Annotated in this window: 18 protein-coding genes, 1 tRNA gene and 1 pseudogene; 5 read left to right on the top strand and 15 right to left on the bottom strand. The window is 60.6% G+C overall.

Annotated features, from left to right (window positions below; translation table 11 throughout):
- Positions 1 to 87: 87 nt before the first annotated feature.
- Positions 88 to 663 carry an ABC transporter substrate-binding protein gene (locus E4M07_RS20775; RefSeq protein ID WP_136660306.1) on the bottom strand — a complete coding sequence of 192 codons (576 nt, stop codon included), beginning with the start codon at positions 661 to 663 and terminating at the stop codon, positions 88 to 90.
- Positions 664 to 766: 103 nt separating this feature from the next.
- Here E4M07_RS20775 and E4M07_RS20770 point away from each other — a divergent pair.
- Positions 767 to 1,347 (top strand): annotated as a pseudogene (locus E4M07_RS20770) (DNA adenine methylase); the annotation flags it as partial.
- 17 nt (positions 1,348 to 1,364) lie between these two features.
- On the opposite strand, the gene E4M07_RS20765 reads toward E4M07_RS20770, so the two are convergent.
- Entirely contained in the window at positions 1,365 to 1,967 is a 603-nt protein-coding gene (locus E4M07_RS20765) for a hypothetical protein (RefSeq protein ID WP_136660305.1), read from the bottom strand.
- Positions 1,968 to 2,689: 722 nt separating this feature from the next.
- Here E4M07_RS20765 and E4M07_RS20760 point away from each other — a divergent pair.
- A complete protein-coding gene (locus tag E4M07_RS20760) occupies positions 2,690 to 3,430 on the top strand; it encodes a hypothetical protein (protein WP_136660304.1) in 741 nt (246 codons plus the stop codon).
- Between the two features lie 79 nt (positions 3,431 to 3,509).
- On the opposite strand, the gene E4M07_RS20755 is transcribed toward E4M07_RS20760, so the two are convergent.
- Positions 3,510 to 3,586, bottom strand: a tRNA-Ile gene (locus E4M07_RS20755).
- Between the two features lie 132 nt (positions 3,587 to 3,718).
- Between E4M07_RS20755 and E4M07_RS20750 the strand changes: the two genes are divergently transcribed.
- Positions 3,719 to 4,462 carry an SIMPL domain-containing protein gene (locus E4M07_RS20750; RefSeq protein ID WP_136660303.1) on the top strand — a complete coding sequence of 248 codons (744 nt, stop codon included), beginning with the start codon at positions 3,719 to 3,721 and terminating at the stop codon, positions 4,460 to 4,462.
- A 91-nt stretch (positions 4,463 to 4,553) separates the two neighbouring features.
- On the opposite strand, the gene E4M07_RS20745 is transcribed toward E4M07_RS20750, so the two are convergent.
- The 11 genes from E4M07_RS20745 to E4M07_RS20695 all read right to left on the bottom strand — a co-directional run bounded on the left by E4M07_RS20745 (position 4,554) and on the right by E4M07_RS20695 (position 16,962).
- Positions 4,554 to 4,898 (bottom strand): hypothetical protein, encoded by a 345-nt coding sequence (locus E4M07_RS20745; protein ID WP_136660302.1) that lies wholly within the window; start codon positions 4,896 to 4,898, stop codon positions 4,554 to 4,556.
- A 207-nt stretch (positions 4,899 to 5,105) separates the two neighbouring features.
- Positions 5,106 to 5,732: a hypothetical protein gene (locus E4M07_RS20740; protein WP_136660301.1), complete on the bottom strand. Its 627-nt coding sequence runs from the start codon at positions 5,730 to 5,732 to the stop codon at positions 5,106 to 5,108.
- Between the two features lie 83 nt (positions 5,733 to 5,815).
- Entirely contained in the window at positions 5,816 to 6,415 is a 600-nt protein-coding gene (locus E4M07_RS20735; protein WP_136660300.1) for a GNAT family N-acetyltransferase, read from the bottom strand.
- Positions 6,408 to 6,824: a ketosteroid isomerase-related protein gene (locus tag E4M07_RS20730; RefSeq protein ID WP_136660299.1), complete on the bottom strand. Its 417-nt coding sequence runs from the start codon at positions 6,822 to 6,824 to the stop codon at positions 6,408 to 6,410. The genes E4M07_RS20735 and E4M07_RS20730 overlap by 8 nt, the downstream gene beginning before the upstream one ends.
- A gap of 82 nt (positions 6,825 to 6,906) precedes the next feature.
- Positions 6,907 to 7,581 carry a glutathione S-transferase gene (locus E4M07_RS20725; RefSeq protein WP_136660298.1) on the bottom strand — a complete coding sequence of 225 codons (675 nt, stop codon included), beginning with the start codon at positions 7,579 to 7,581 and terminating at the stop codon, positions 6,907 to 6,909.
- 19 nt (positions 7,582 to 7,600) lie between these two features.
- Complete coding sequence (locus E4M07_RS20720; protein ID WP_136660297.1) at positions 7,601 to 10,102, bottom strand: CoA transferase; 2,502 nt, start codon at positions 10,100 to 10,102, stop codon at positions 7,601 to 7,603.
- Between the two features lie 95 nt (positions 10,103 to 10,197).
- Positions 10,198 to 10,605 (bottom strand): secondary thiamine-phosphate synthase enzyme YjbQ, encoded by a 408-nt coding sequence (locus tag E4M07_RS20715; protein WP_136660296.1) that lies wholly within the window; start codon positions 10,603 to 10,605, stop codon positions 10,198 to 10,200.
- A 38-nt stretch (positions 10,606 to 10,643) separates the two neighbouring features.
- On the bottom strand, positions 10,644 to 12,677 hold the full coding sequence (rpoD, locus tag E4M07_RS20710; RefSeq protein ID WP_136660295.1) for an RNA polymerase sigma factor RpoD: 2,034 nt from the start codon (positions 12,675 to 12,677) through the stop codon (positions 10,644 to 10,646).
- A 518-nt stretch (positions 12,678 to 13,195) separates the two neighbouring features.
- Entirely contained in the window at positions 13,196 to 15,178 is a 1,983-nt protein-coding gene (dnaG, locus tag E4M07_RS20705; protein ID WP_136660294.1) for a DNA primase, read from the bottom strand.
- 179 nt (positions 15,179 to 15,357) lie between these two features.
- Positions 15,358 to 16,077: a LuxR family transcriptional regulator gene (locus E4M07_RS20700; protein WP_136660293.1), complete on the bottom strand. Its 720-nt coding sequence runs from the start codon at positions 16,075 to 16,077 to the stop codon at positions 15,358 to 15,360.
- A gap of 429 nt (positions 16,078 to 16,506) precedes the next feature.
- The gene (locus E4M07_RS20695) at positions 16,507 to 16,962 is read right to left on the bottom strand and encodes a GatB/YqeY domain-containing protein (protein ID WP_136660292.1); all 456 of its coding nucleotides are present in this window, start codon (positions 16,960 to 16,962) and stop codon (positions 16,507 to 16,509) included.
- Positions 16,963 to 17,264: 302 nt separating this feature from the next.
- Between E4M07_RS20695 and carA the strand changes: the two genes are divergently transcribed.
- Positions 17,265 to 18,467 (top strand): glutamine-hydrolyzing carbamoyl-phosphate synthase small subunit, encoded by a 1,203-nt coding sequence (gene carA / locus E4M07_RS20690; protein WP_136660328.1) that lies wholly within the window; start codon positions 17,265 to 17,267, stop codon positions 18,465 to 18,467.
- Between the two features lie 3 nt (positions 18,468 to 18,470).
- Here the strand turns inward: carA and E4M07_RS20685 are convergent, their stop codons facing one another.
- Positions 18,471 to 19,382, bottom strand: a complete 912-nt coding sequence (locus E4M07_RS20685; RefSeq protein ID WP_136660291.1) for a neutral zinc metallopeptidase — start codon at positions 19,380 to 19,382, stop codon at positions 18,471 to 18,473.
- A gap of 157 nt (positions 19,383 to 19,539) precedes the next feature.
- Between E4M07_RS20685 and E4M07_RS20680 the strand changes: the two genes are divergently transcribed.
- Complete coding sequence (locus E4M07_RS20680; RefSeq protein ID WP_136660290.1) at positions 19,540 to 19,761, top strand: helix-turn-helix transcriptional regulator; 222 nt, start codon at positions 19,540 to 19,542, stop codon at positions 19,759 to 19,761.
- Positions 19,762 to 19,933 lie beyond the last annotated feature (172 nt).

The raw sequence follows: 19,933 nt of genomic DNA, 5'->3' as shown, positions 1-19,933 counted from the left end.
GATGTGCTAATCGTCTTCATGGTGTTGCTTCCTTTCAGGTTCAATGCCCTGAGCTTAATGCTCAGGGGAAGCAACGCCACCCAATCCTCAGTTCTTTTTCAACAGAGAACGGGACATCCCCATCGACGGCAGGCCGAGCGCATCGCGCTGGGCGCACATGGCAACGGTTTTCAGTTCCGGCCGGTTTTCGGCGAGCCAGTCAACGCCGGTCACATTGTAAATCGGATGCACTTCGCACGGCGCGATCAGATAGGGCGTATCCGGCGAAAGGTCGCTGGGCAGCAGGGTCGAGGTCAGGATCCGTCTGCTGGTGACAAAATCCTGGATCGGCAGGAAGGTATCGCCGCCAAGCATCATCAGCAGCTTGACATTATCCTCCAGAACGAGCTTGCGGGCGCCGGCGACCGCCCTTTCCCCGTCATAACCGCAGTCATACGGAATAATTTCAAGCTTGTGCCTCCGGCCGTTGATGAGGATGCCGCCGGCCTCGTTGATCCAGGAAGCCCAGATCTGGCAGCCATTGTAGCCGGGAAGGCCCCAGGAGCTGACGTCACCGGTCAGGGGTGCCAGGAAGCCGACCTTGACCGACTGTTCCGCATCCGTCCCTAGATTCGGCATGGAGACGGAGACGGCCATGCGTGAAGCAAAACTCGCTGAAGACATGACCGCAATTTATCGCATCAATCGAAGGAATGTACATACACCGCCGCTTCCGGCATGACGGCCTGGGCCTTGGAATGCGGATGGTCGCGATGGAAGGGGGCGCCTGTTCCGCATCCTGCAGCGGCACTACCCACAGTTCATGGACATGCTGAAGTTTCAGGTCACATCGCGCCGGGAATTCGAACGGCTGAAGGCGAGCAACCCGGAAATTCTGACCGACCTGGAGCGCGCAGCGCGTTTTATCTACCTGCAAAAGACAGCCTTCGACGGCAAGGTGTCCGGCCGGAATTTCGGCGTCAACAAACACGGCGGCGCGCGTTTCAACCTAACGCGCCTGGCACCCCTCCTGGAGGACATTCACGAACGGCTTTCCGGTGTCGTGATTGAGTGCCTGGACTGGAAGGAATTCATACGTCGCTGGGACCGGCCGGGCATGCTCGTCTATCTCGATCCGCCCTATTGGGGGAATGAAAGCGACTATGGTTGTGGCGTGTTCGGTCGGGAGGATTTTGCGCAGATGGCCGAGATCCTTGCACGTATCAAGGTCACTGTATTTTGTCGATCAACGACCGGCCGGAGGTGCGGGAGATGTTTTCAGACTTCCAGATGGTGTCGGTTGACTGCAGCTACTCGGTCAAAGGGGGAAAGGGGAAGGCGGTGCGCGAGCTGATTATTTGGTGTTGAGGCCGCTGATCCCACAATCATTTCAGTGTTTCCGGCAACTTAAGGAAGGGGCTAAAAACTATCTTGAATGAATTTGCTTCCAGCTGTTCAAAAAACCATTGCTGGATTGTGGTTTGATTATCAATACACTCGCGCAGCCGATTTTGTTCGTCCTCATTGAGATCAGCCCTATTTCGCAGTGGCTCACTCAGGTTTTCATAATAGTTGTATTCGTTGCTTTTTTTGAACAGTTCCTCGGCATATTCCAGCACACGATCTGGAAAAAGAAATGCGGCGTTGCGTACTTCAAATCGCATTTCGGATGCTTCATCTATTGAGGGCCGTCCGTTTCGCGAGACCAAGTTCAGGTACTTTTCAACGGCAAAATACACTGCCATTCTCTTCTCAAATATCGCCAGTCGATAGTTGGCTTGACTGGCTCGTTTTTGAAATCGGTGCGCGCGCCCCTGCATCCAGGCCATTATCGCTGTGAATGTTGCTATTGTGACTGTCGCTGTTGTCATCACCGGATCTTCGCGGAAATGCATCCAAACTGATTTATCAGATGGTGCGATTAAGTCGGCAACACTCTGAAAGAGCCAAATTACGTTTATCGGAAATATGTTGGTGTCAAATAGCATGTTGAAATGGCCTGTTATCTAAGGATTTGGTCAATTGAAAATCGTGATTCGGTTTGCCTCGACCGCAAGCCGAACGCGGATCATTAATAGCGAAACGTGTTGACTAACAAAACTTCGAGGATGATGGACGTGGTCGACTGTCCCCACTGTAGGGTGGCGTATACCGAATTGAGCCGCATTTGTTTCGGCACTTCCGGCACCGCAGCCGGCTCGTAATAGCCATCTCATTGATAAAAACGAACTTCGCGCCAAACCTGCGTATTAGCTTATCGAGATCGAGCTCGGCCGAGGCGCCACAGCGGTGCCAAGTGCAATGCGCCTGGACCCGCCAGCCCTCGCGCTTCAGATCGCCGAGAGTTCTAATTGTGGAGCTGGACACGGTGCGACCTTTGTTTCTGTCGCACATGTCGGCAAGTCTCTTACGCTCGATTATTGTCACTGAAATGGGATCACTGAATGTATCGAACCATCCTGGATAACCTGGTCGTCATCGAGCGGTAGCCGAACCGTTCCTCTGGTCGACTTCCGCCGGCAGGATGCTCAAATATTTGTGGTACTCGGCCCACGTTCCGGTGGGGATGAAGCGGTTTCGAAGGGGCTATGACGCGCTTTGGGTAACACTAGGATGAATTCACCCAGGCGACGGTCCAGGCATACTGGTGACCCAATCGGCAAATTGGGCTATTAAAACCTCCACGCGAGATACGTAGGGGACTTGATCCATGGTTGCCGAAGGTGATGTTGCAGCGTCTGCTCCAGCTAAGGCCAAGACGCAGGACACCTGCTTTGTTATGATGCCATTTGGTGGCTACTATGACATGCGGTTCGAGGACATCTACAAACCGGCGGTCGAAGCAGCGAACCTGACACCCCTTCGGGCTGACGATATTTTCATGTCATCCCAAATCATGAGTGACATTTGGAGCGGCATCCAGAAATCGGGGCCGCTCCTCGCGGATCTGACAGAACAAAATCCAAACGTATTTTACGAACTCGGATTAGCGCACGCCTTGGGAAAACCGGTCGTGTTGGTCGCCAACAACATTAAGGACGTGCCTTTCGATTTGAGGCCTTATCGCGTCTTCACTTTTGACAACAACAAACCGGGTTGGGACGTAAAGCTGCGTGAGGACATCACCGCCTGCTTGAAGGAAACAGCCGCGAACCCGATTGACGCGGTGCCGGACATGTTTAGGGAAATTGTTCCTAGTCAAGCCCCGGAACAAGGTGAGCTAGCCGCAAAGATTGACCATATCGAAACAACGCTCAGGACACTGCAATCCTCCGTTGCAACAATGGAATCGGCGTTTGTTAGACCAGTCTCCTCATTCAGATACATTGATACGTCTCCAGTTCTTACCGGCCTTCCCGGCCTTTTTGATGAACCAGGCGACAATGACGCAGACTTCTCCAAAGCCCCACTATCCTCGTTGAGGGGTAGCACATCCGAAAAGGACACGTGAAAAAGCGGCGCTGCTCTAAAACCCGGTGTCAAAAATCCAAAACCACGCGGCGCGCTACATTCGCAAGACTACAGGTAAATGGTGGGCCCGGAGGGACTCGAACCCCCAACCAAGCGGTTATGAGCCGCCGGCTCTAACCAATTGAGCTACAGGCCCCACCCGGCGCAAACCGTTGCCCGGCTTGCGCGAACCGGACCCGCTTAAACCATATTGAAAGCCGCGACAAGACATTGCCGCAATGGCTTCATATGACTGGGCCGCCCGATCACACATATTTTGAGGTTTCCCATGATTTCGCGCCGCAATCTTGCCTTCGCCCCTGCCCTCGTCCTTGCCCTTGCCGTCCTGCCGCTGCCGGCGCTGGCGGCGGAATCCGACGCGCCAAAACCCGGCATCGTCTCGGTCACCGGCGAGGGAACGGCCCGCCTCGCCCCCGACATGGCGGTGCTGACGCTCACCGTCATGCGCCAGGAAAAGACGGCGCGCGAAGCGCTCGACGCCAACAATTCGGCAATGGCCGCGGTGCTTGCGTCCATGCGCTCCGACGGTGTCGAGGAACGCGACCTGCAGACCTCCGGCTTTACCATCGACCCGCAATATTTCTATCCGGACCGCAAGGACAACGAGCCAGCGCAGCCGGTGATCACCGGCTACCGGGTGATGAACACGCTCACCGTGCGCATCCGCGATCTCGACAATCTCGGAACGATCCTCGACAAGTCGGTCGACCTCGGCGTCAACCAGGGCGGTCAAATCCTCTTTACCAATGACGACCCGTCTGCGGCGATTACCGAGGCGCGGACGCAAGCGATGAAGGATGCGGTTTCCAAGGCGACGACGCTGGTCGAGGCCGCCGGCGCCACCCTCGGCCGCATCACCGATATCAGCGAGCAGCAGTTCCGGCCGCAGCCTTTGCCCGTGGCGCGCGCCGAAAGGGCACTGCAGGCGACCGCCGACGCGGCGGTGCCTGTGGCCACGGGCGAGAATGCTTACAAGGTCAATGTGAACGTCAGTTTCGAGATCGACCAGTAGACAGAAAAATCCCCGGCGGTGGCCTGTTCTTGCAGGCCGGTGCCGGGGAAGACCGCTGGCTTATGGGTGGGCGACTGCCAGCGGAATGCGCTTAGCGGTAGGCGATGACCGGGCAGTGGCGGCGGTTGGCGAAGACCACCTTGGTCTTGTAGCCGTAGCGCCAGCCGCGGACGACGACGCGGTTCGGGTTGCGGCGCACGATGCGCGGATTCTTGACACCCATGCGCCAGGCTTTGTTGACGGCGCGGCGCGGCTTGCAGACACCGCGGTGCGGGCGCGGCGGCGGGCCCCAGTAAGGTCCGGGTCCGTAACCGGGCGTTCCGAAATAGATGCCGAAATCGATATTGCCGGCTTCGGCGTGGCTCGGGGTGGCGGTGTTGGCTCCGACAGCGATCAGCGCTGTCAGCGCGGCGGCTTTGGCGATATTTGCGAACATTGTGCTCTCCATTCCATCGGTTTGTCGATCGCTGTGTTTGGCGATGATTAAACTTTAGTAATGTGAGCCTGAACGCTGCCGTAACCGGTCGTTCATCTAGCGTTCATGGAAGCGATTGTTTTTGAATATGTATATTTTTCAGACAGTTATAGCCGAATTTTTTTGCACTATAGATTTTTGGCTCCTTATCGTTTCACCCTTCAGCGACTAGTGGACTAGAAGAACTCGGCACCTCCGCAGCCCAAGTCGTTTTGTCAGCGTTGCCGCCTTCAGCGCTTCGACCAAACGGTCACTTAGAAAAATTGCATTTCGAACTCTGGGATCAATCCAGAGATCAACACCAAGAAGAGCATTGTGTGTTAAAGCCAGGTCGTCGTCCTTGGGAGCAAGACTCATCTTCCAAAGATCTTTGTCCGGATAAATTTTGCGCGCGCGCGGTGAAGCATCCGGCTCGAAACACGCTTTCTGCTCACCGAAGGCCAGGCAAAAATATGTTCCCTCAATGGGCGTTACCCGGTCGTGCTGAAAGAGTTCGGTTGGATAAAGCCTGGTGCTTCCGAGGCCGAATTGCTGCAGAACGTCCGCAAGCTCTTGGGAAACCGTCCAAAATCCACCAGCAGTAAAAATGTACGGTAAATTTTCTTCCCACCTGTCGGGATAACTCACCCACATTTTCAAGGGATAGCGATCTCGCTCTACAGCAACTCCCTTTTCGGCCAAGCGGATCGTTTCGACCGCCTTTTCCTTGTCGGCTTCCAAAACATCCATGATGAATGGCTTGATCAGCGTCGAATCCATCATGGCCCGGCTGACCCAAACGGTTGGTTCTGTCACAGTAAATCCTCACAGGATGACGATGATGTCAACAAAACTGGAGGTTGCAGCGAATACGCAAACATTGCGTTAAGGGAAGATTGTCAGCCGCCCGCCAGCGTGCGGGTCCAGAACTGCATCGGCTTGCGGGTCTCTTCCGCGTCGCCGATGTCGCGCCAGGGAAAGTCGCAGACGAGGCCGTCCATCTTTTCGTAGCCGCGATTCTTCCAGAACCGGTCGAGCGGCACGTAGTCCGCCGGGCGCATCGGATGATTCTCCGGCCGGATCACGCCGCAGAAAACGACACGGCTGAAACCTTCCGCGCGCGCCGCCTTTTCGCGCTCCTCGAAGAAGCGCACGCCGACGCCGCGCCCCCGGTATTCGGGAAGCAGCACGGATTCGCCGAAATAGAAGAAGTCCTCGGCCCTCAGTCCCTTCTTTTCGAACGGCTCGGCGAAATCGTCGAAATGATCTTCGAGCGGCGCCGCCGTCGCCGCCCCGACGAGCCGGTCACCGTCATAGGCGCCGATGATGACGGCGCCTTTCGAGGCTGCGAATTTGGAAAGGTATTTGCGCTCGTAGTCGCGGTCGCCCTCGTAAAGATAAGGCCACTCGTGAAAGACCGTAATGCGCAGGCCCGCCAGATCGTCAAGCGCCGCCTCCAGCGCCGCGCCCGTCAGCGTGCGGAAGGCGATCTCAGCCATCTTTTTCCACCTGCGCGATCCAGTCGTTGAGATTGTAACAGGTCGTCACCCGCGAAATCCGCCCGTCCTCGACCTCGAAAAAGATGCCGGCCGGCAGGCTGTAGGACTGGCCGCTCGCCGGCGGCAGGCCCTCGGCGGTTTTGAGGTACGTGCCGCGCACGGTGAACTCCGCCGCCGCGCGGGTCCCGTCGGCCGAGACCATGATGGCGATGTCGCCCAGCGTTTCCGAATAGTGTTCGGCCATCATCGCATTGAACCAGCGGAACTTCTCGCGCCCGATCTCGCGGCCGCCCTGGTTGATGTCGTGGATGACGTCTTCCGAAAGCAGCGCCAGCATGGCCTCGCTGTCGCTGGCGTTGAAGGCGTCGAGATAGCTCCGGATCAGGTTTTCAGTGGCTGTTTGCGGCACGCTTCTTCCTCACGTAATTGTTTAACCGGCTAGGCTCTGACTGTCAGAATTCCGCCGCAACGCGTTGTTGCGGCGGAAGAAATCAGGCTGGCGATTGCGTGGCGAATTCATCGCCGAACACCGTCACGGGATCGCCCGCTGCCCATTGCGGATATTTGTCCATGATTGCCTGGAACCGGTCGGATTGCTCGAATGCTTCCAGCCAGGCCTTGAGCGTCGGCCAGTCCTCGCCGTCGAACCAGGCGCGATCGGTATTGGCGAACTGGCGCACGAAGGGCAGGATCGCCATGTCGGCGAGGCTCGGCCGGCCACCGAAGAGCCAGCCGCTCTCAGCAAGGCGGTCTTCCAATGCAACGAGTTCCGCCGCCGCCTTGCCGCGCTCTTCGAGCCGGTCGCGGTCCGGGTGACGGGTGTCGTACTTGTAGCGGTCGAGGCTCTGCTTGAACGGCCCGTCGATATGTTCGATCAGCGCCAGCATGTCATCGAGCGCGCCGGCCTCCGGCGCAAGCCAGCCCTCCGGGTCGTTCATGCAAAGCGCCCACAACATGATGTCGAGGCTCTCGTCGATCACGCCCCCATCGGCCGCGACCAGCGTCGGCACCGTCGCCGACGGCGAGGCGGCGAGGAATTCCGGCGCCTTGTCGCGCAGCACCACCTCGCGCAACTCGACCGGAGTGCCGCTTGCGCGCAGCGCCATCCGCGCCCGCATCGCGTAGGGGCAGCGGCGAAAACTGTAGAGGATCGGCAGCGGCGTCATCGGGTCCTGTCTTTTTCCGTCACTCCGGCAGATATTTATCGCACCATTTTTCGGCAACAACACCCTCTTCGATCATCGCATCGATTTCGCCGGCGCTGTAGCCGAGACCCGAGAGGATGGCGCGCCCGTCGGCGCCCGGTTTCGGCATTGGCTCTGGAACCGTGATCGCCGCCCTTTCCGGGCGGATCGCGTTCGGCGCGACAAGGTCGACCACGCGACCGCTTGGGTGCTTGTCATGACGGATGAAGTCGAAAGTGCCGGCGTTCAATTCCAAGAGCCCGCTGCTCTCTTCGACCAGATGCGCGTCGCGCACCTCGTGCATCTGGTCGAGCGTGTGGCAGCCGATATCGCCGGCGCGGAGCGCCGCAATCCAGTGCGCGACGGGCCGGGCGGAAAACACGCCCTCCAGATAGGCTTCGCGCGCATCCGGCGCAACGGATTCGATGGCGCCGAGCCCTTCCACCGTCGCCAGCGCCTCGAGATCGTCCTCGAACGCAGCGAGGAAGAACCAGCCGTCGGATGCCGTGTAGGCGCGATAGAGCGGCCCCGCGCCTTTCACGGAACGCCCGCTCGGCTCATCAAAGGGTGCGCGCCCCTCGAAATCGAACATGAACGGCGCCTGGATGAGCTGGCCGGCGGCGCAGAGCGAGGCGCGGGCCACGTCGCCCCTGCCCGTCCGCTCGCGCCGGTAGAGCGCGGCCGCCGCGGCGAGCGCGCCGCAGAAACCGCCGAGCACGTCGATCGTGCCGAAATGCGCGTGTTCCTCCGGCGTGTCGAGGGAACCGCCGAAGCGCGCCATGACGCCGGTCACCGCCTGGGCAAGATCGTCATAGCCGGGAAAATCGCTGTGCGGCCCGCGCTGCGGCCCGCCGTAGCAGTCGAGCTGGCAGAAAATCACGTCCGGGTGCCGCGCCCGCAGGTTTTCTGGATCGAGACCGAGCCCGGCAAGCTGCCTGTCGGTGGCGTTGACGGTAACGATGTCGGCCCAATCGACGAGGCGGCCCAGCGCCCGCCGGCCCTTGTTCGTTTTGAGGTCCATCAGGAGGCTTTGCTTGCCGCGCCCGGCATGCATGCCGAAGATGATGGCGTTCCACGGGTCCATGGTCGGCCGGACCGGGTCGATCGAGATCACCTTCGCGCCGAACCGCGCGAGCGTCGACGCGATGGTCGGCCCTGCAATGACATTGGTGAGGTCGAGGATCTTGATGCCGTCCAGCCAGCCGCCGCTGCCGGAAGCCGCCGGGGCACCGGCTTTCGGCTCGGCTGCGATCTCTCCCGGCTCGGCAACACGGCGCGGGGGCTTTTCCGACGCGGCGTCTGCGTCGCTCGCCAGCCAGGCGAGGTTGCCGAGCTGGCGCATGCGGCCGTAATCCGGATCGTCGACATCGATCAACAGGCGTGCGCGCACCGGATGTTCGGCATGCAGCCATTCCCGCGTCGTGCGCTGGACAGCGGCAGGCGCGCCGTTTTCGCCGAAGATCTTCTCCCACTCGAAAGAGGGCCGGGAAAGGAACGCTTCCTTCATCAGTGACGACACGCGATCCGCCCAGGCCTGCGACAGCGGGTAGCTCGACAGCGAGCATCCGTCCTCGCCCGGCCAGTCCGCCACATCGTCATAGGCATAGTGGCGCGGCAGGCCCTCTTCGATCAGCCGGTCCCACAGGCCAAGGATCTTCAGCACCCGCTCGGGATGGGCGGTATGCGAGGCACTGACCACGTAGATCTGCCGACCGTCGGCGCAGGCATAGTTGCGGTAGAACGGGTCGAGCAGTTCCTGTAGCTCGGCATAGGTGGCATTCATGGCAAGGCCGTTCGCCCGCCGCCGGTCGATCTCCTTTTCCCGGTTCGACTTGTAGCGTTCAGGATAGGCCTCGACCTGTTGCGAATTATAGGCAAGCCCCTCCATCAGAGCCGATGCCAGCGGCACCTCGATGACGTCGCCGCCGCCGCCCTTTTCGCGGTTGTAGAGCGCCAGCACGACGGATGCGGCGCCCAGCACCGAGGCGTAGGCGGAGGCGAGCGGCAGGGGCGAGAAACTGGGCTCGATCGCCATCAGCACCCGGTTGAGGCCCATGTCTGAATATTGCCCGCAGGCCGCCGCGACGACCGCTTCCCAGGCCCTGATCCCGGCCCGCTCCGCGTCGCTTGACGCAAAGCCCGGCAGCGACAGGTAAACCAGGTCGGATCGGTCGGACCGGACCGTGCCGGCGCCCAGCCCCAGCTGCGCCATGACACCCGGCCGGAAATTCTCGATCACCACGTCGGCCGAGGCGATCAGCCGCCGGGCCTCGGAAAGACCCGCTCCGGTTTTCAGGTCCAGCGTGATGCAGGTCTTGCCGCGATTGAGCATGGCGGCCGCCGGCGATTTCCAGCGCGGCCCGCCGGGCGGGTCGATATGGATGACCTCCGCACCGAGATCGGCGAGCATCATGGCCGCGGCGGGACCGGCCACATACTGGCCGAAATCGATGACCCTGACGCCTGAAAGCGGCCGGCCGTCCCTGTCGCGCTGTTCCGCCATCGTCGCTCACTCCCCGCATGTTGCGGGCAACGTTAGCGTCAAATGACAGGCCGCGACGTTCCCATCGCGACATCCGTGCAGCGTTGGCGCCGGTTCTATTCGGAAATGTGGAAGACCACCTTGCGGCTGTGCGGCCGGCGCCGGTGCTCGAAGAGGTAGATCCCCTGCCAGGTGCCGAGCAGCATCGCCGACCCGGCGACCGGGATCGACAAGCTGACCTGCGTGAGGGCCGCCTTGATATGCGCCGGCATGTCGTCCGGCCCCTCTTTGGTGTGCCTCAGCCAGTCCATGTTCTCCGGCACGAGACGGGCGAAGAATTCATGAAGGTCGCGCTGCACGTCGGGATCGGCATTTTCCTGGATCAGCATGGAGCAGGACGTGTGGCGCACGAAGACCGTCAGCACCCCGGTGTCGATGCCGGCACCGGATACAAAGCGAGCGGCCTCTTGGGTGAACTCGTAGAGCCCCTGGCCGTTGGTCTCAATGACGATTTCGCTCTGCATGGCTTTGCAAAAAAGGCGGCCAACCGGCCGCCTTGTCTTTAGCTGTCGAGGAAGCTGCGCAGCTTGCGCGAGCGGCTCGGATGCTTGAGCTTGCGCAGCGCCTTCGCCTCGATCTGGCGGATACGCTCTCGGGTGACCGAGAATTGCTGGCCGACTTCCTCCAGCGTGTGGTCGGTGTTCATGCCGATGCCGAAGCGCATGCGCAGGACGCGCTCCTCGCGCGGCGTCAGCGAGGCGAGAACCCGCGTCGTCGTCTCACGCAGGTTGGCCTGGATCGCCGCGTCGATCGGCAGGATGGCGTTCTTGTCCTCGATGAAATCGCCGAGATGCGAATCCTCCTCGTCGCCGACCGGCGTTTCGAGGCTGATCGGCTCCTTGGCGATCTTCAGAACCTTGCGCACCTTCTCCAGCGGCATGGCGAGCTTTTCGGAAAGCTCTTCCGGCGTCGGCTCGCGGCCGATCTCGTGCAGCATCTGTCGCGAGGTGCGCACGATCTTGTTGATCGTTTCGATCATGTGCACCGGGATGCGGATGGTGCGGGCCTGGTCGGCGATCGAGCGGGTGATCGCCTGCCGGATCCACCAGGTGGCGTAGGTGGAGAACTTGTAGCCGCGGCGGTATTCGAACTTGTCCACCGCCTTCATCAGGCCGATATTGCCTTCCTGGATGAGATCCAGGAACTGCAGGCCGCGATTGGTGTATTTCTTGGCGATCGAGATCACCAGGCGCAGGTTCGCCTCGACCATTTCCTTCTTGGCGACGCGCGCCTCGCGTTCGCCCTTCTGGACCATGTGGACGATGCGGCGGAACTCGGAGATCGAAATGCCCGTCTCGGTGGCGAGGTTCTGGATCTCGCCGCGGATCGCCTTGATCGTCTCTTTCTCGACTTTCGAGAACTCCTTCCAGCCCTTGGCTGTCAGATTCGAGATCGACTTCATCCAGTTGGGATCGAGCTCGGCGCCCTGGTACTGCTGCAGGAAGTCCTCGCGCTTGACGCCGTGGGATTCGGCGAGCCGCAGAAGCCGGCCCTCGTTCTGCACCAGGCGCTTGTTGATGTCGTAGAGCTGCTCGACCAGCGCGTCGATGCGGTTCTGGTTGAGCGCCAGCGACTTCACCGCAGCGATCAGGTCTTCCTTGAGCTGCTTGTAGCGGCGCTCCTGCGCCGGCGACAGCGTGCCGGTCGCCGCAAGGCGCGCCTCGACCTGCTGGTCCTGCAGCTTGCGCAGTTTCTTGTAGGTGTCGGCAATGACGTCGAAGGTCTCCATCACCTGCGGGCGGAGTTCGGCCTCCATCGCCGCCAGCGACAGGTTGGACTCGTCATCATCCTCGTCGTCGTCTTCCTCGGTGCTGACGCCCTCGCCGCCGACATCCGTAATGTCATCGGAGGCCTTGGCCTTCTTGGCCTTTTCCTTTTCTTCCGCCGCCTTGCGGTCGGCCTCGATCTTCTCGGGCGACTGGAACTGCGGCGCCGCCTTGGCTTCCGGTCCCGAATAGGTGGTCTCCAGGTCGATGATCTCGCGCAGGAGCGTCTCGCCTTCGTTCAGCTCGTCACGCCAGATGATGATCGCCTGGAAGGTCAGCGGACTCTCGCACAGACCGGCGATCATCGTCTCCCGGCCGGCCTCGATGCGCTTGGCGATGGCGATCTCGCCCTCGCGCGACAAGAGCTCGACGGAACCCATCTCGCGCAGATACATGCGCACCGGATCGTCGGTCCGGTCCGTGGGCTCCTTCTTGCGCGTCGTCGTGACGGCCGTGCCGCCCGTTGTCGCGACTTCCGTTCCGGTGGATTCGCTTTCGTTGGATGCGGCCGCTTCCTCGGCCTCTTCTTCTTCCTCGACAACGTTGATGCCCATGTCGGAGAGCATGGCCATCGTGTCTTCAATCTGTTCGGACGTTACTTCTTCGGAAGGCAGGACGGCGTTGAGCGCGTCCATCGTTACATAGCCGCGCTTCTTGGCGGCCTTGATCATTTTCTTGACAGCGTTGTCTGAAAGGTCGAGGAGCGGTCCGTCGCCGGTTGTTTCGCGTTCTGCCTCGGCGTCTTCGTTTTCCTTGACTTTGGTTGCCATATATCCCGTCACTTTCCTAAGCACATCACCAAAAACCGGTAGAGCCAGCCGATCGGGGCTCAACCGTCATATCCGAATCAGCTATGAACCGAGTATAGGAGTGATGTTTAATTCCCGATTAACCATGGATGGTGACTTCACCCTGCACATGAGCCACGCCTGTCTCACCCGACCCGCTTTATCTGCGCCAGTGGACAACATCCCAATTTGCTTGACCAAAGAAACTTCTCGCCACAAGAGGTGATTCCGTTAATTTTTCCATCCGTCAAGCTCAACGGGCCAAAAAACCGGATTTTTAAGGCAAATTCACCAAAAAATACGGTATTTAACCGAACATGACGCCTTACGGGCGGAAACAAAAGCACCAGCCCGAAGCGCTGTGCGCTCTCTCGACTGGGTTCATCGTGGCAGTTCCATCTGATTTCAGGAGCAGGCCCGAAGCACCTGTCCGCAATCTGCCTGGCCGAATATTTAGGGGCCAAAGCAATCATTACAAGGGCGTCGCGGAATCGGCCGCTCTATTTGCCCGCAGTTCCCCGGACCCGTCCGGAGAGCACGCCGAATCCCTCGACGATCGCCTCCTGCCGTTCCAGCCGGTTGTACTCCGACTGCACGGACTGCAGCGACTGCATCAGTCGCGGCACGGCCTCGCCGTCGCCGCTTTCCGTGGCCTCGGCAATGTCACGCTCCAGTTCGCTTTTCTGCTGCCTGAGGGCACGCGTGCGCTTGTAGAGCGCAAGCGCCTGAATAAAGCCCTCCCGCGCATCCTCCAGCGCCGCCTCCTCCGAGGCGGTCCAGTCCCTGGTATAGCGTATCTGCTGTTTCAGCCGCGCGATGAAGTCCTCGTGGCCGCCGCCGACAAGATGCGCGCCTGCCGCCTCGCGGTCCGGGTTGGCGCCGCCGGCGCACAGGTCCAGGAGTTGCTCGAGTATGTTGGCCAGTTGCCGGTTCTCGAACTCGATGGCACTGACCTCGTCGAACTCGGCGATCAGCAGTTCGGGATGGTTGATCAGCGTCAGTGCCAGCACGCTTTCCCTTGGTGTCGGCAGCTCCGACTGGCCGCGCACCATCGTCGAGCGCGCCAGCAGATTGGTCATGGCGACGCGGCGATCCGCCTTCGGCCCGCGGCCGCCGGCCTGTCCCTGCCGCCGGCCGTCGCGCTGGAACCCGCGTCCCGCGCCGGCGCCAGCGCCGCCCGCCGGCCGGTTGCTTTCCAGAAACGCGGCAAGCCGGTCGCGCATATCCTGGACGTAGTGACGGCGCACGGTCTCGTCGCCGATCGCCGCGGTGACCTTGCCGAAGGCCGATTCCAGCGCCGCCCGCTTTTCGGGCGTGTCGAAAATGCCCGACGCGGTCTCGCGCATCCACACCATGTCGGCCAGCGGGCGCGCCGCCTTGAGCACCGCGTCGAACGGCGTCCGGCCCTCCTCGCGCACCAGGTCGTCGGGATCCTTGCCCTGCGGGAGCATGGCGAACCGTACGGACCGGCCGGGGCGCAGTCCCGCGAGCGCCAGGTCGACGGCGCGGTAGGCGGCGCGCGTGCCCGCCTCGTCGCCGTCGAAACACAGCACCGGCTCCGGGGTCGCCCGCCATAACAGTTCGAGCTGATCTTCGGTCAGCGCCGTTCCGAGCGGCGCCACGGCGTTTTCGATGCCGGCCTGGTGCAACGCGATCACGTCCATATAGCCCTCGACGGCGATGACCGTGCCGGCCCCATCAGCGCCCTGAACGGCGCGCCGGGCCCGCGCCAGGTTGTAGAGCACCCGGCCCTTGTGAAAGAGCTCCGTCTCATTCGAATTGATGTATTTGGCCGGAATATCGGAGGACATGGCCCGCCCGCCAAAGGCGATCACCTTCTCGCGCGCGCTCAGGATCGGAAACATGATGCGGTCGCGGAACCGGTCGTACGAAACGGCGATGTCCGGGCCGTGCACGACCAGGCCGCAGGCTTCGATCTGCTGTTTCTCGGCACCTCTGGAGGCCAGGTATTCCTTCAGGACATTGCGACCGTCGGGGGCGTAACCGAGGCGGAACGTCGCGATCGTGCGCCCAGAGAGGCCGCGGTCGCGCAGGTAGGCGCGCGCCTTGGCGCCGTCCGCCGCCTGCAGCCGGTCCTGGTAGAAACCGGCCGCCATCTCCACGACGTCTATGAGGCTCGCCCGCTCCTTTTCCCGCTGGGCGGCCCGCGGATCGGGAGCCGGCATGGCGATCCCCGCCACGTCCGCGACGTAGCGCACCGCCTCCGGAAAGGAGAGCCCGTCGAGCTCGGTCAGAAACCGGAAATGGTCGCCCGACACGCCGCAGCCGAAACAGTGGTAGCGGCCCTTGCGGTCCTCGCAATGAAAGCTCGGCGTCTTTTCGCCGTGGAACGGGCAGCAGGCCCACCAGTCGCCGCGCGAAATGTTGGTCTTGCGCTTGTCCCACGAGACGCGCTTGCCGATGATGTCCGAAATCGGCACACGATCGCGCAGCTCGTCAAGGAAGGAACTTTCAAACCGCATCAGTGTGTGCTCCCGCACCGGCGGACGACGGGACCGCGGTGCGCAATGTCCAAACCATGCCTGGCGGCCCGTGCATCCTGCTCCGACCGACTCGGCTCATCCGTTGTACAACGCCAGCGGTCCGGCCGCACCATCCGTTGAACTTCGTGCCCGCTATTCACAGTCCGCCGGACCCGCCGCTAGATCCATCCCTTGCGAATGGATTTGGCCACGGCCTGCGTGCGGTTGACCGCATCGAGCTTCTTCGTCGCGCTGATGAGATAGTGATTGACCGTATGTTCCGACAGCGAAAGGATGGTCGATATCTCGCTGCTGGTCTTTCCCGCAGCAGTCCACCGCAAGCATTCCAGCTCCCGGTCGGAAAGGGGCGGCGCATCGGCTTCGCGATGCTGGGTCAACTGGCTGAGCCGGTCATAGATATGGATGCTGATCATGCTCAGCTCGAGCAGTTCCCGGTTTTCGAAGGGCTCGCGGTCGCCGGCAAAACCGACCGATCCCCGCATGCTCCTGGAATCGTGGACGGGAAAATTCACGCCCCGCACGAAACCCTTCTTGTAAAAGGCATCCCGTGCCGAGGCCAGTACATCGGATATCTTGGTCGTCAGCACATCGTCGACATGCCAGGTAACCGGCGTCACCTGACGTTTGAGCGCCGATATGACCGGACTCAGATTGATCAGGTCGAGCCGGTCATAGGCCTTGATCATGTCCGGCGGCCAGTTGTTTATGATGCTGTGGTTGGTGAAGCTTCCGGTCGTGTCGCCGGGCAGAACCAGCACGGAAAAATAGTGCAGCCCGAAACGCTCCGTCGTTTTGCGGAGATACTTGAAGACATCGAAGGATGTATTCAGTTCGCTGACATCCGAGTGGATATCATCGGTGAACAGTTCAGAGGACATGATGTTCTAGACGACAGTCTACCGTTCTTCTTGCTTTTCGACCGCGACCTCCGTCGCACGCTGGCTCAAATTATCAACCGCCCAAGCCAACACTCCCAAATTCAAACCGATTGCCTCACATGGCAGTCCGCCCATTTCCGTACGCTGCACGATCCCCCACGGATCACATAACGCATCATGGAGCAAGCTCTGCTTCCCGGCAATTGCCTAAAAAATGCGCAGGAACCGATTATTTTCAATCACGCGTGGTAATTAGCCGGAGAACACACTGACAATTAACGTGTTTTGCAAATTCAACTGGCTTGAGAGGTCCGAACCGGCGGCGAATCAGCGACCGCACCGGCGCCCGGCGGCAACGGTGCGGTCACCTGCAGATCCGACTGGTATTTGTCCGGTTGCGCACGCGGGAACCGATGGCTCCTGCCGGCCCTAATCGTGATGCAGCAGATCCTTCACGACGCCGGAGGCTTTCGAGAAGTCCATCTGTCCTGAAAACTTGCTCTTCAGCGCATTCATGCATTTGCCCATGTCGCGCAGGCCACTCGCACCGGTCTCTTCGACCACCGCCTTGCAGGCCTTTCGCACATCGTCGTCGGACAATTGCTGCGGCAGAAACGAGCGAATGACATCGACTTCCTCGCGTTCCTGCTGCGCCAGTTCAAGCCTCGCGGCCTCCTCGTAGATCCGCGCGGATTCCTCGCGCTGCTTAATCATCTTGCCGAGGATCTGCATGATATCGTCGTCGCTGACGGGGTCCTTGCCGGCTCCCCGGTTGGCGATATCACGATCTTTCACGGCCGCTTGAATAAGCCGGATGGTCGATACTCGGCGTGTGTCTTTTGCTTTAAGCGCTTCCCGAAGAGAGGAAGCAAACTTCTCACGCATTACAGTTGCTCCTGCATTTTGCGGCGAAACATATTCGGTTCGCATCGCCATTGCAAACAAAACTCAACGGTATAACTGTTTGATTTTGCTATACTTTAAAATTCGAAACCCCCGAGGCCCATCGCATTGACGCGTTAACGGGCCTCGTTTATGTTCCCACATCTGCATGGACATTCAAATACAGATTGAGCATCCGGGTCCAAATTTCTGGGTGTTGTTGATCGCTAACGTGGTGTGGGCGAGTGCTTTCGTCAAGTACAGTCCCGATGAACGGCCCTAGCCGGCCGAAGAAGAAGTAGATGATGAGCAATTCACCGGCCTGGACAAAGCCCGTTCCCACCGCCCTCCTGGTTCTTTCGGACGGCACTGTAATCGAAGGTCACGGCCTTGGCGCGACCGGCGCGGTCGAGGCGGAGGTGTGTTTCAATACGGCGCTGACGGGCTACCAGGAGATCCTGACCGATCCGTCCTATGCCGGGCAGATCGTGACCTTCACCTTTCCCCATATCGGCAATATCGGCGCCAATGGCGAAGACATCGAGGACCTTGACCCGGCGGCGCGCAACGGCGCCGTCGGCGCCATCTTCAAGGCGGACATTACCGACCCGTCGAACTTTCGCGCGAGCGAGCATCTCGACGCCTGGCTCAAGGCGCGCGGGATCATCGCCATGTGCGGCATCGACACCCGCGCGCTGACGGTCTGGATCCGCGAAAACGGCATGCCCAATGCGGTGATCGCCCACGATCCGGACGGAAACTTCGATACCGATGCGCTGAAGGCGCGCGCCAAGGCCTGGCATGGGCTTGTCGGCCTCGATCTGGCGATCGAATCGACCAGCGGCCAGTCCTCCCGGTGGGATGAAAAGCCCTGGGTGTGGAATGAAGGTTTCGGCCGCAGCCAGGCCGGCGACAACGATATCCACATCGTCGCCGTCGATTTTGGCGTCAAGCGGAACATCCTCAGGCTGTTTTCCGGCCTCGATTGCCGGGTCACCGTGGTTCCGGCGACCGCGTCTGCCGAGGACATCCTGGCACTCGATCCCGACGGCATCTTTCTGTCGAACGGTCCAGGCGATCCGGCCGCCACCGGCGCCTACGCGGTCGCGACCATCCGGTCGTTGATAGACAGCGGAATTCCTGTCTTCGGGATCTGCCTCGGCCACCAGATTCTGGCGCTGGCGCTCGGCGCGCGCACCGTCAAGATGCATCAGGGCCATCACGGCGCGAACCACCCGGTCAAGGACCACACGACCGGCAAGGTCGAAATCGTCTCGATGAACCACGGCTTTGCCGTCGACGGGGAATCGCTGCCGGCGGAAGTCGAGGAAACCCATGTCTCTCTGTTCGACGGCTCCAATTGCGGGCTGCAGGTGAAGGGCAAGCCGGTGTTTTCGGTTCAGCATCATCCGGAAGCCTCGCCGGGGCCGCAGGATTCCCATTACCTGTTCCGCCGCTTCATCAATCTCATCCGCGAGCGGCGCGGCGAAGAAGCGCTTGCCGAATAGGGGCTAGACCTCGCCCTCGAACGTGTCGCAATCGGCGGTGCGGCCGCTCTCGAAGCCGCGCGAGAACCATTTCTTGCGCTGTTCCGAAGTGCCGTGGTTGAAACTGTCCGGCACGACATAGCCTTGCGCGCGCCGCTGCAGCGTATCGTCGCCGATCTGATGCGCGGCGTTGAGCGCTTCCTCCAGGTCGCCCGATTCCAGAAGGCCCTTTTGCGCCGTGTAGTGCGCCCATATGCCTGCGAAGCAGTCCGCCTGCAGTTCGACCCGCACGGACATCCGGTTTTCCTCCGTCCGGCTCAGGCCCCCGCGGATCCGGTTAAATTCGGGCAGCACGCCGATCAGGTTCTGCACGTGGTGGCCGACCTCGTGGGCAATGACATAGGCTTGAGCGAAATCGCCGGCGGCCCCGAACCGGTTTGCAAGCTCGTCGTAGAACGCAAGGTCGATATAGATTTTCTGATCGCCCGGGCAGTAAAAGGGGCCGGATGCAACACTGGCCAGACCGCATGCCGAACTGACCCGTCCCTCGAAAAGCACCAGCGTCGGTTCGTTGTAGCGAACCCCGCTCGCGCTGAACAAGCCGCCCCATGTATCCTCGGTCTCGGCGAGCACCGTGGCGACGAACTGGGTCATCTCGTCCTGCCGCTGCGGCGAAAGCTGTTCGCCGCCGCCCGGATCGATCCGCTCGATGGACGGTGAAAGCCCGCCCTCGCTCAGAAGGATGGCCGGATCGATGCCCATATATTTGAGGACGATATAGCCGATAACCAGCAATACGATTGCCGAAATCCCGCCGCCGGACTTGCCGCCGATGCGGCGCGGTCGCGTCGAAATCCGGGTTCCTCGACCCCGTCCGAAGGAGCGCCCGCGACGATCTTCGATATTGCTGCTTTGACGTCGCCCCTTCCATCGCATGCGGCTGCTCCTGTTCTTTGCCAGGCGGCCGGTGGATTAACCGTGGCGGCAACTTGCTTACGCAGCCTCTAGCGTATTTGAATGTCTGTCATAAATATACGATAAAACACCGCAAGTTGCGGCAGTTTTGAAGTGAAACGGCAGTGGAATTACAACATTGAAATCGGAAGACTTCAGGCGATGGCGCAAAGCACTGGGGTTGAATCAGAAAGACGCCGCAAAGGCGTTGGGACTGAAGAAAAGGGTCATCCAGTACTACGAAAAGGGTAAGCGCGACGGCCGCGCGGTTGAGATTCCCCTTTCCGTTGCCCTTGCCTGCTATGCGATCGCCAACGGTGTGCACAGCTATGACGCCTCGGAATTGACCACCGAGGCCTGACCTCTCGCGGCTGCCCGGCGGGCGGACCTGCCCGGCAGCCGAAAATGGCATGAAAACAGCCTTCAACGGGGTTTCCCTGTACAAGCCTTTGCCCTATAAGGCCGCCTTAGCCCAGAAAAGAACGCCGCATAGAATCCCTTTTTTCAAGGGCTTCAGCTATGCCTGTCTGCCG

This window comes from Nitratireductor sp. XY-223, from assembly GCF_004959855.1.
GTDB lineage: Bacteria > Pseudomonadota > Alphaproteobacteria > Rhizobiales > Rhizobiaceae > Hoeflea_A.
This window is presented reverse-complemented; position numbering and strand designations above follow the sequence as displayed.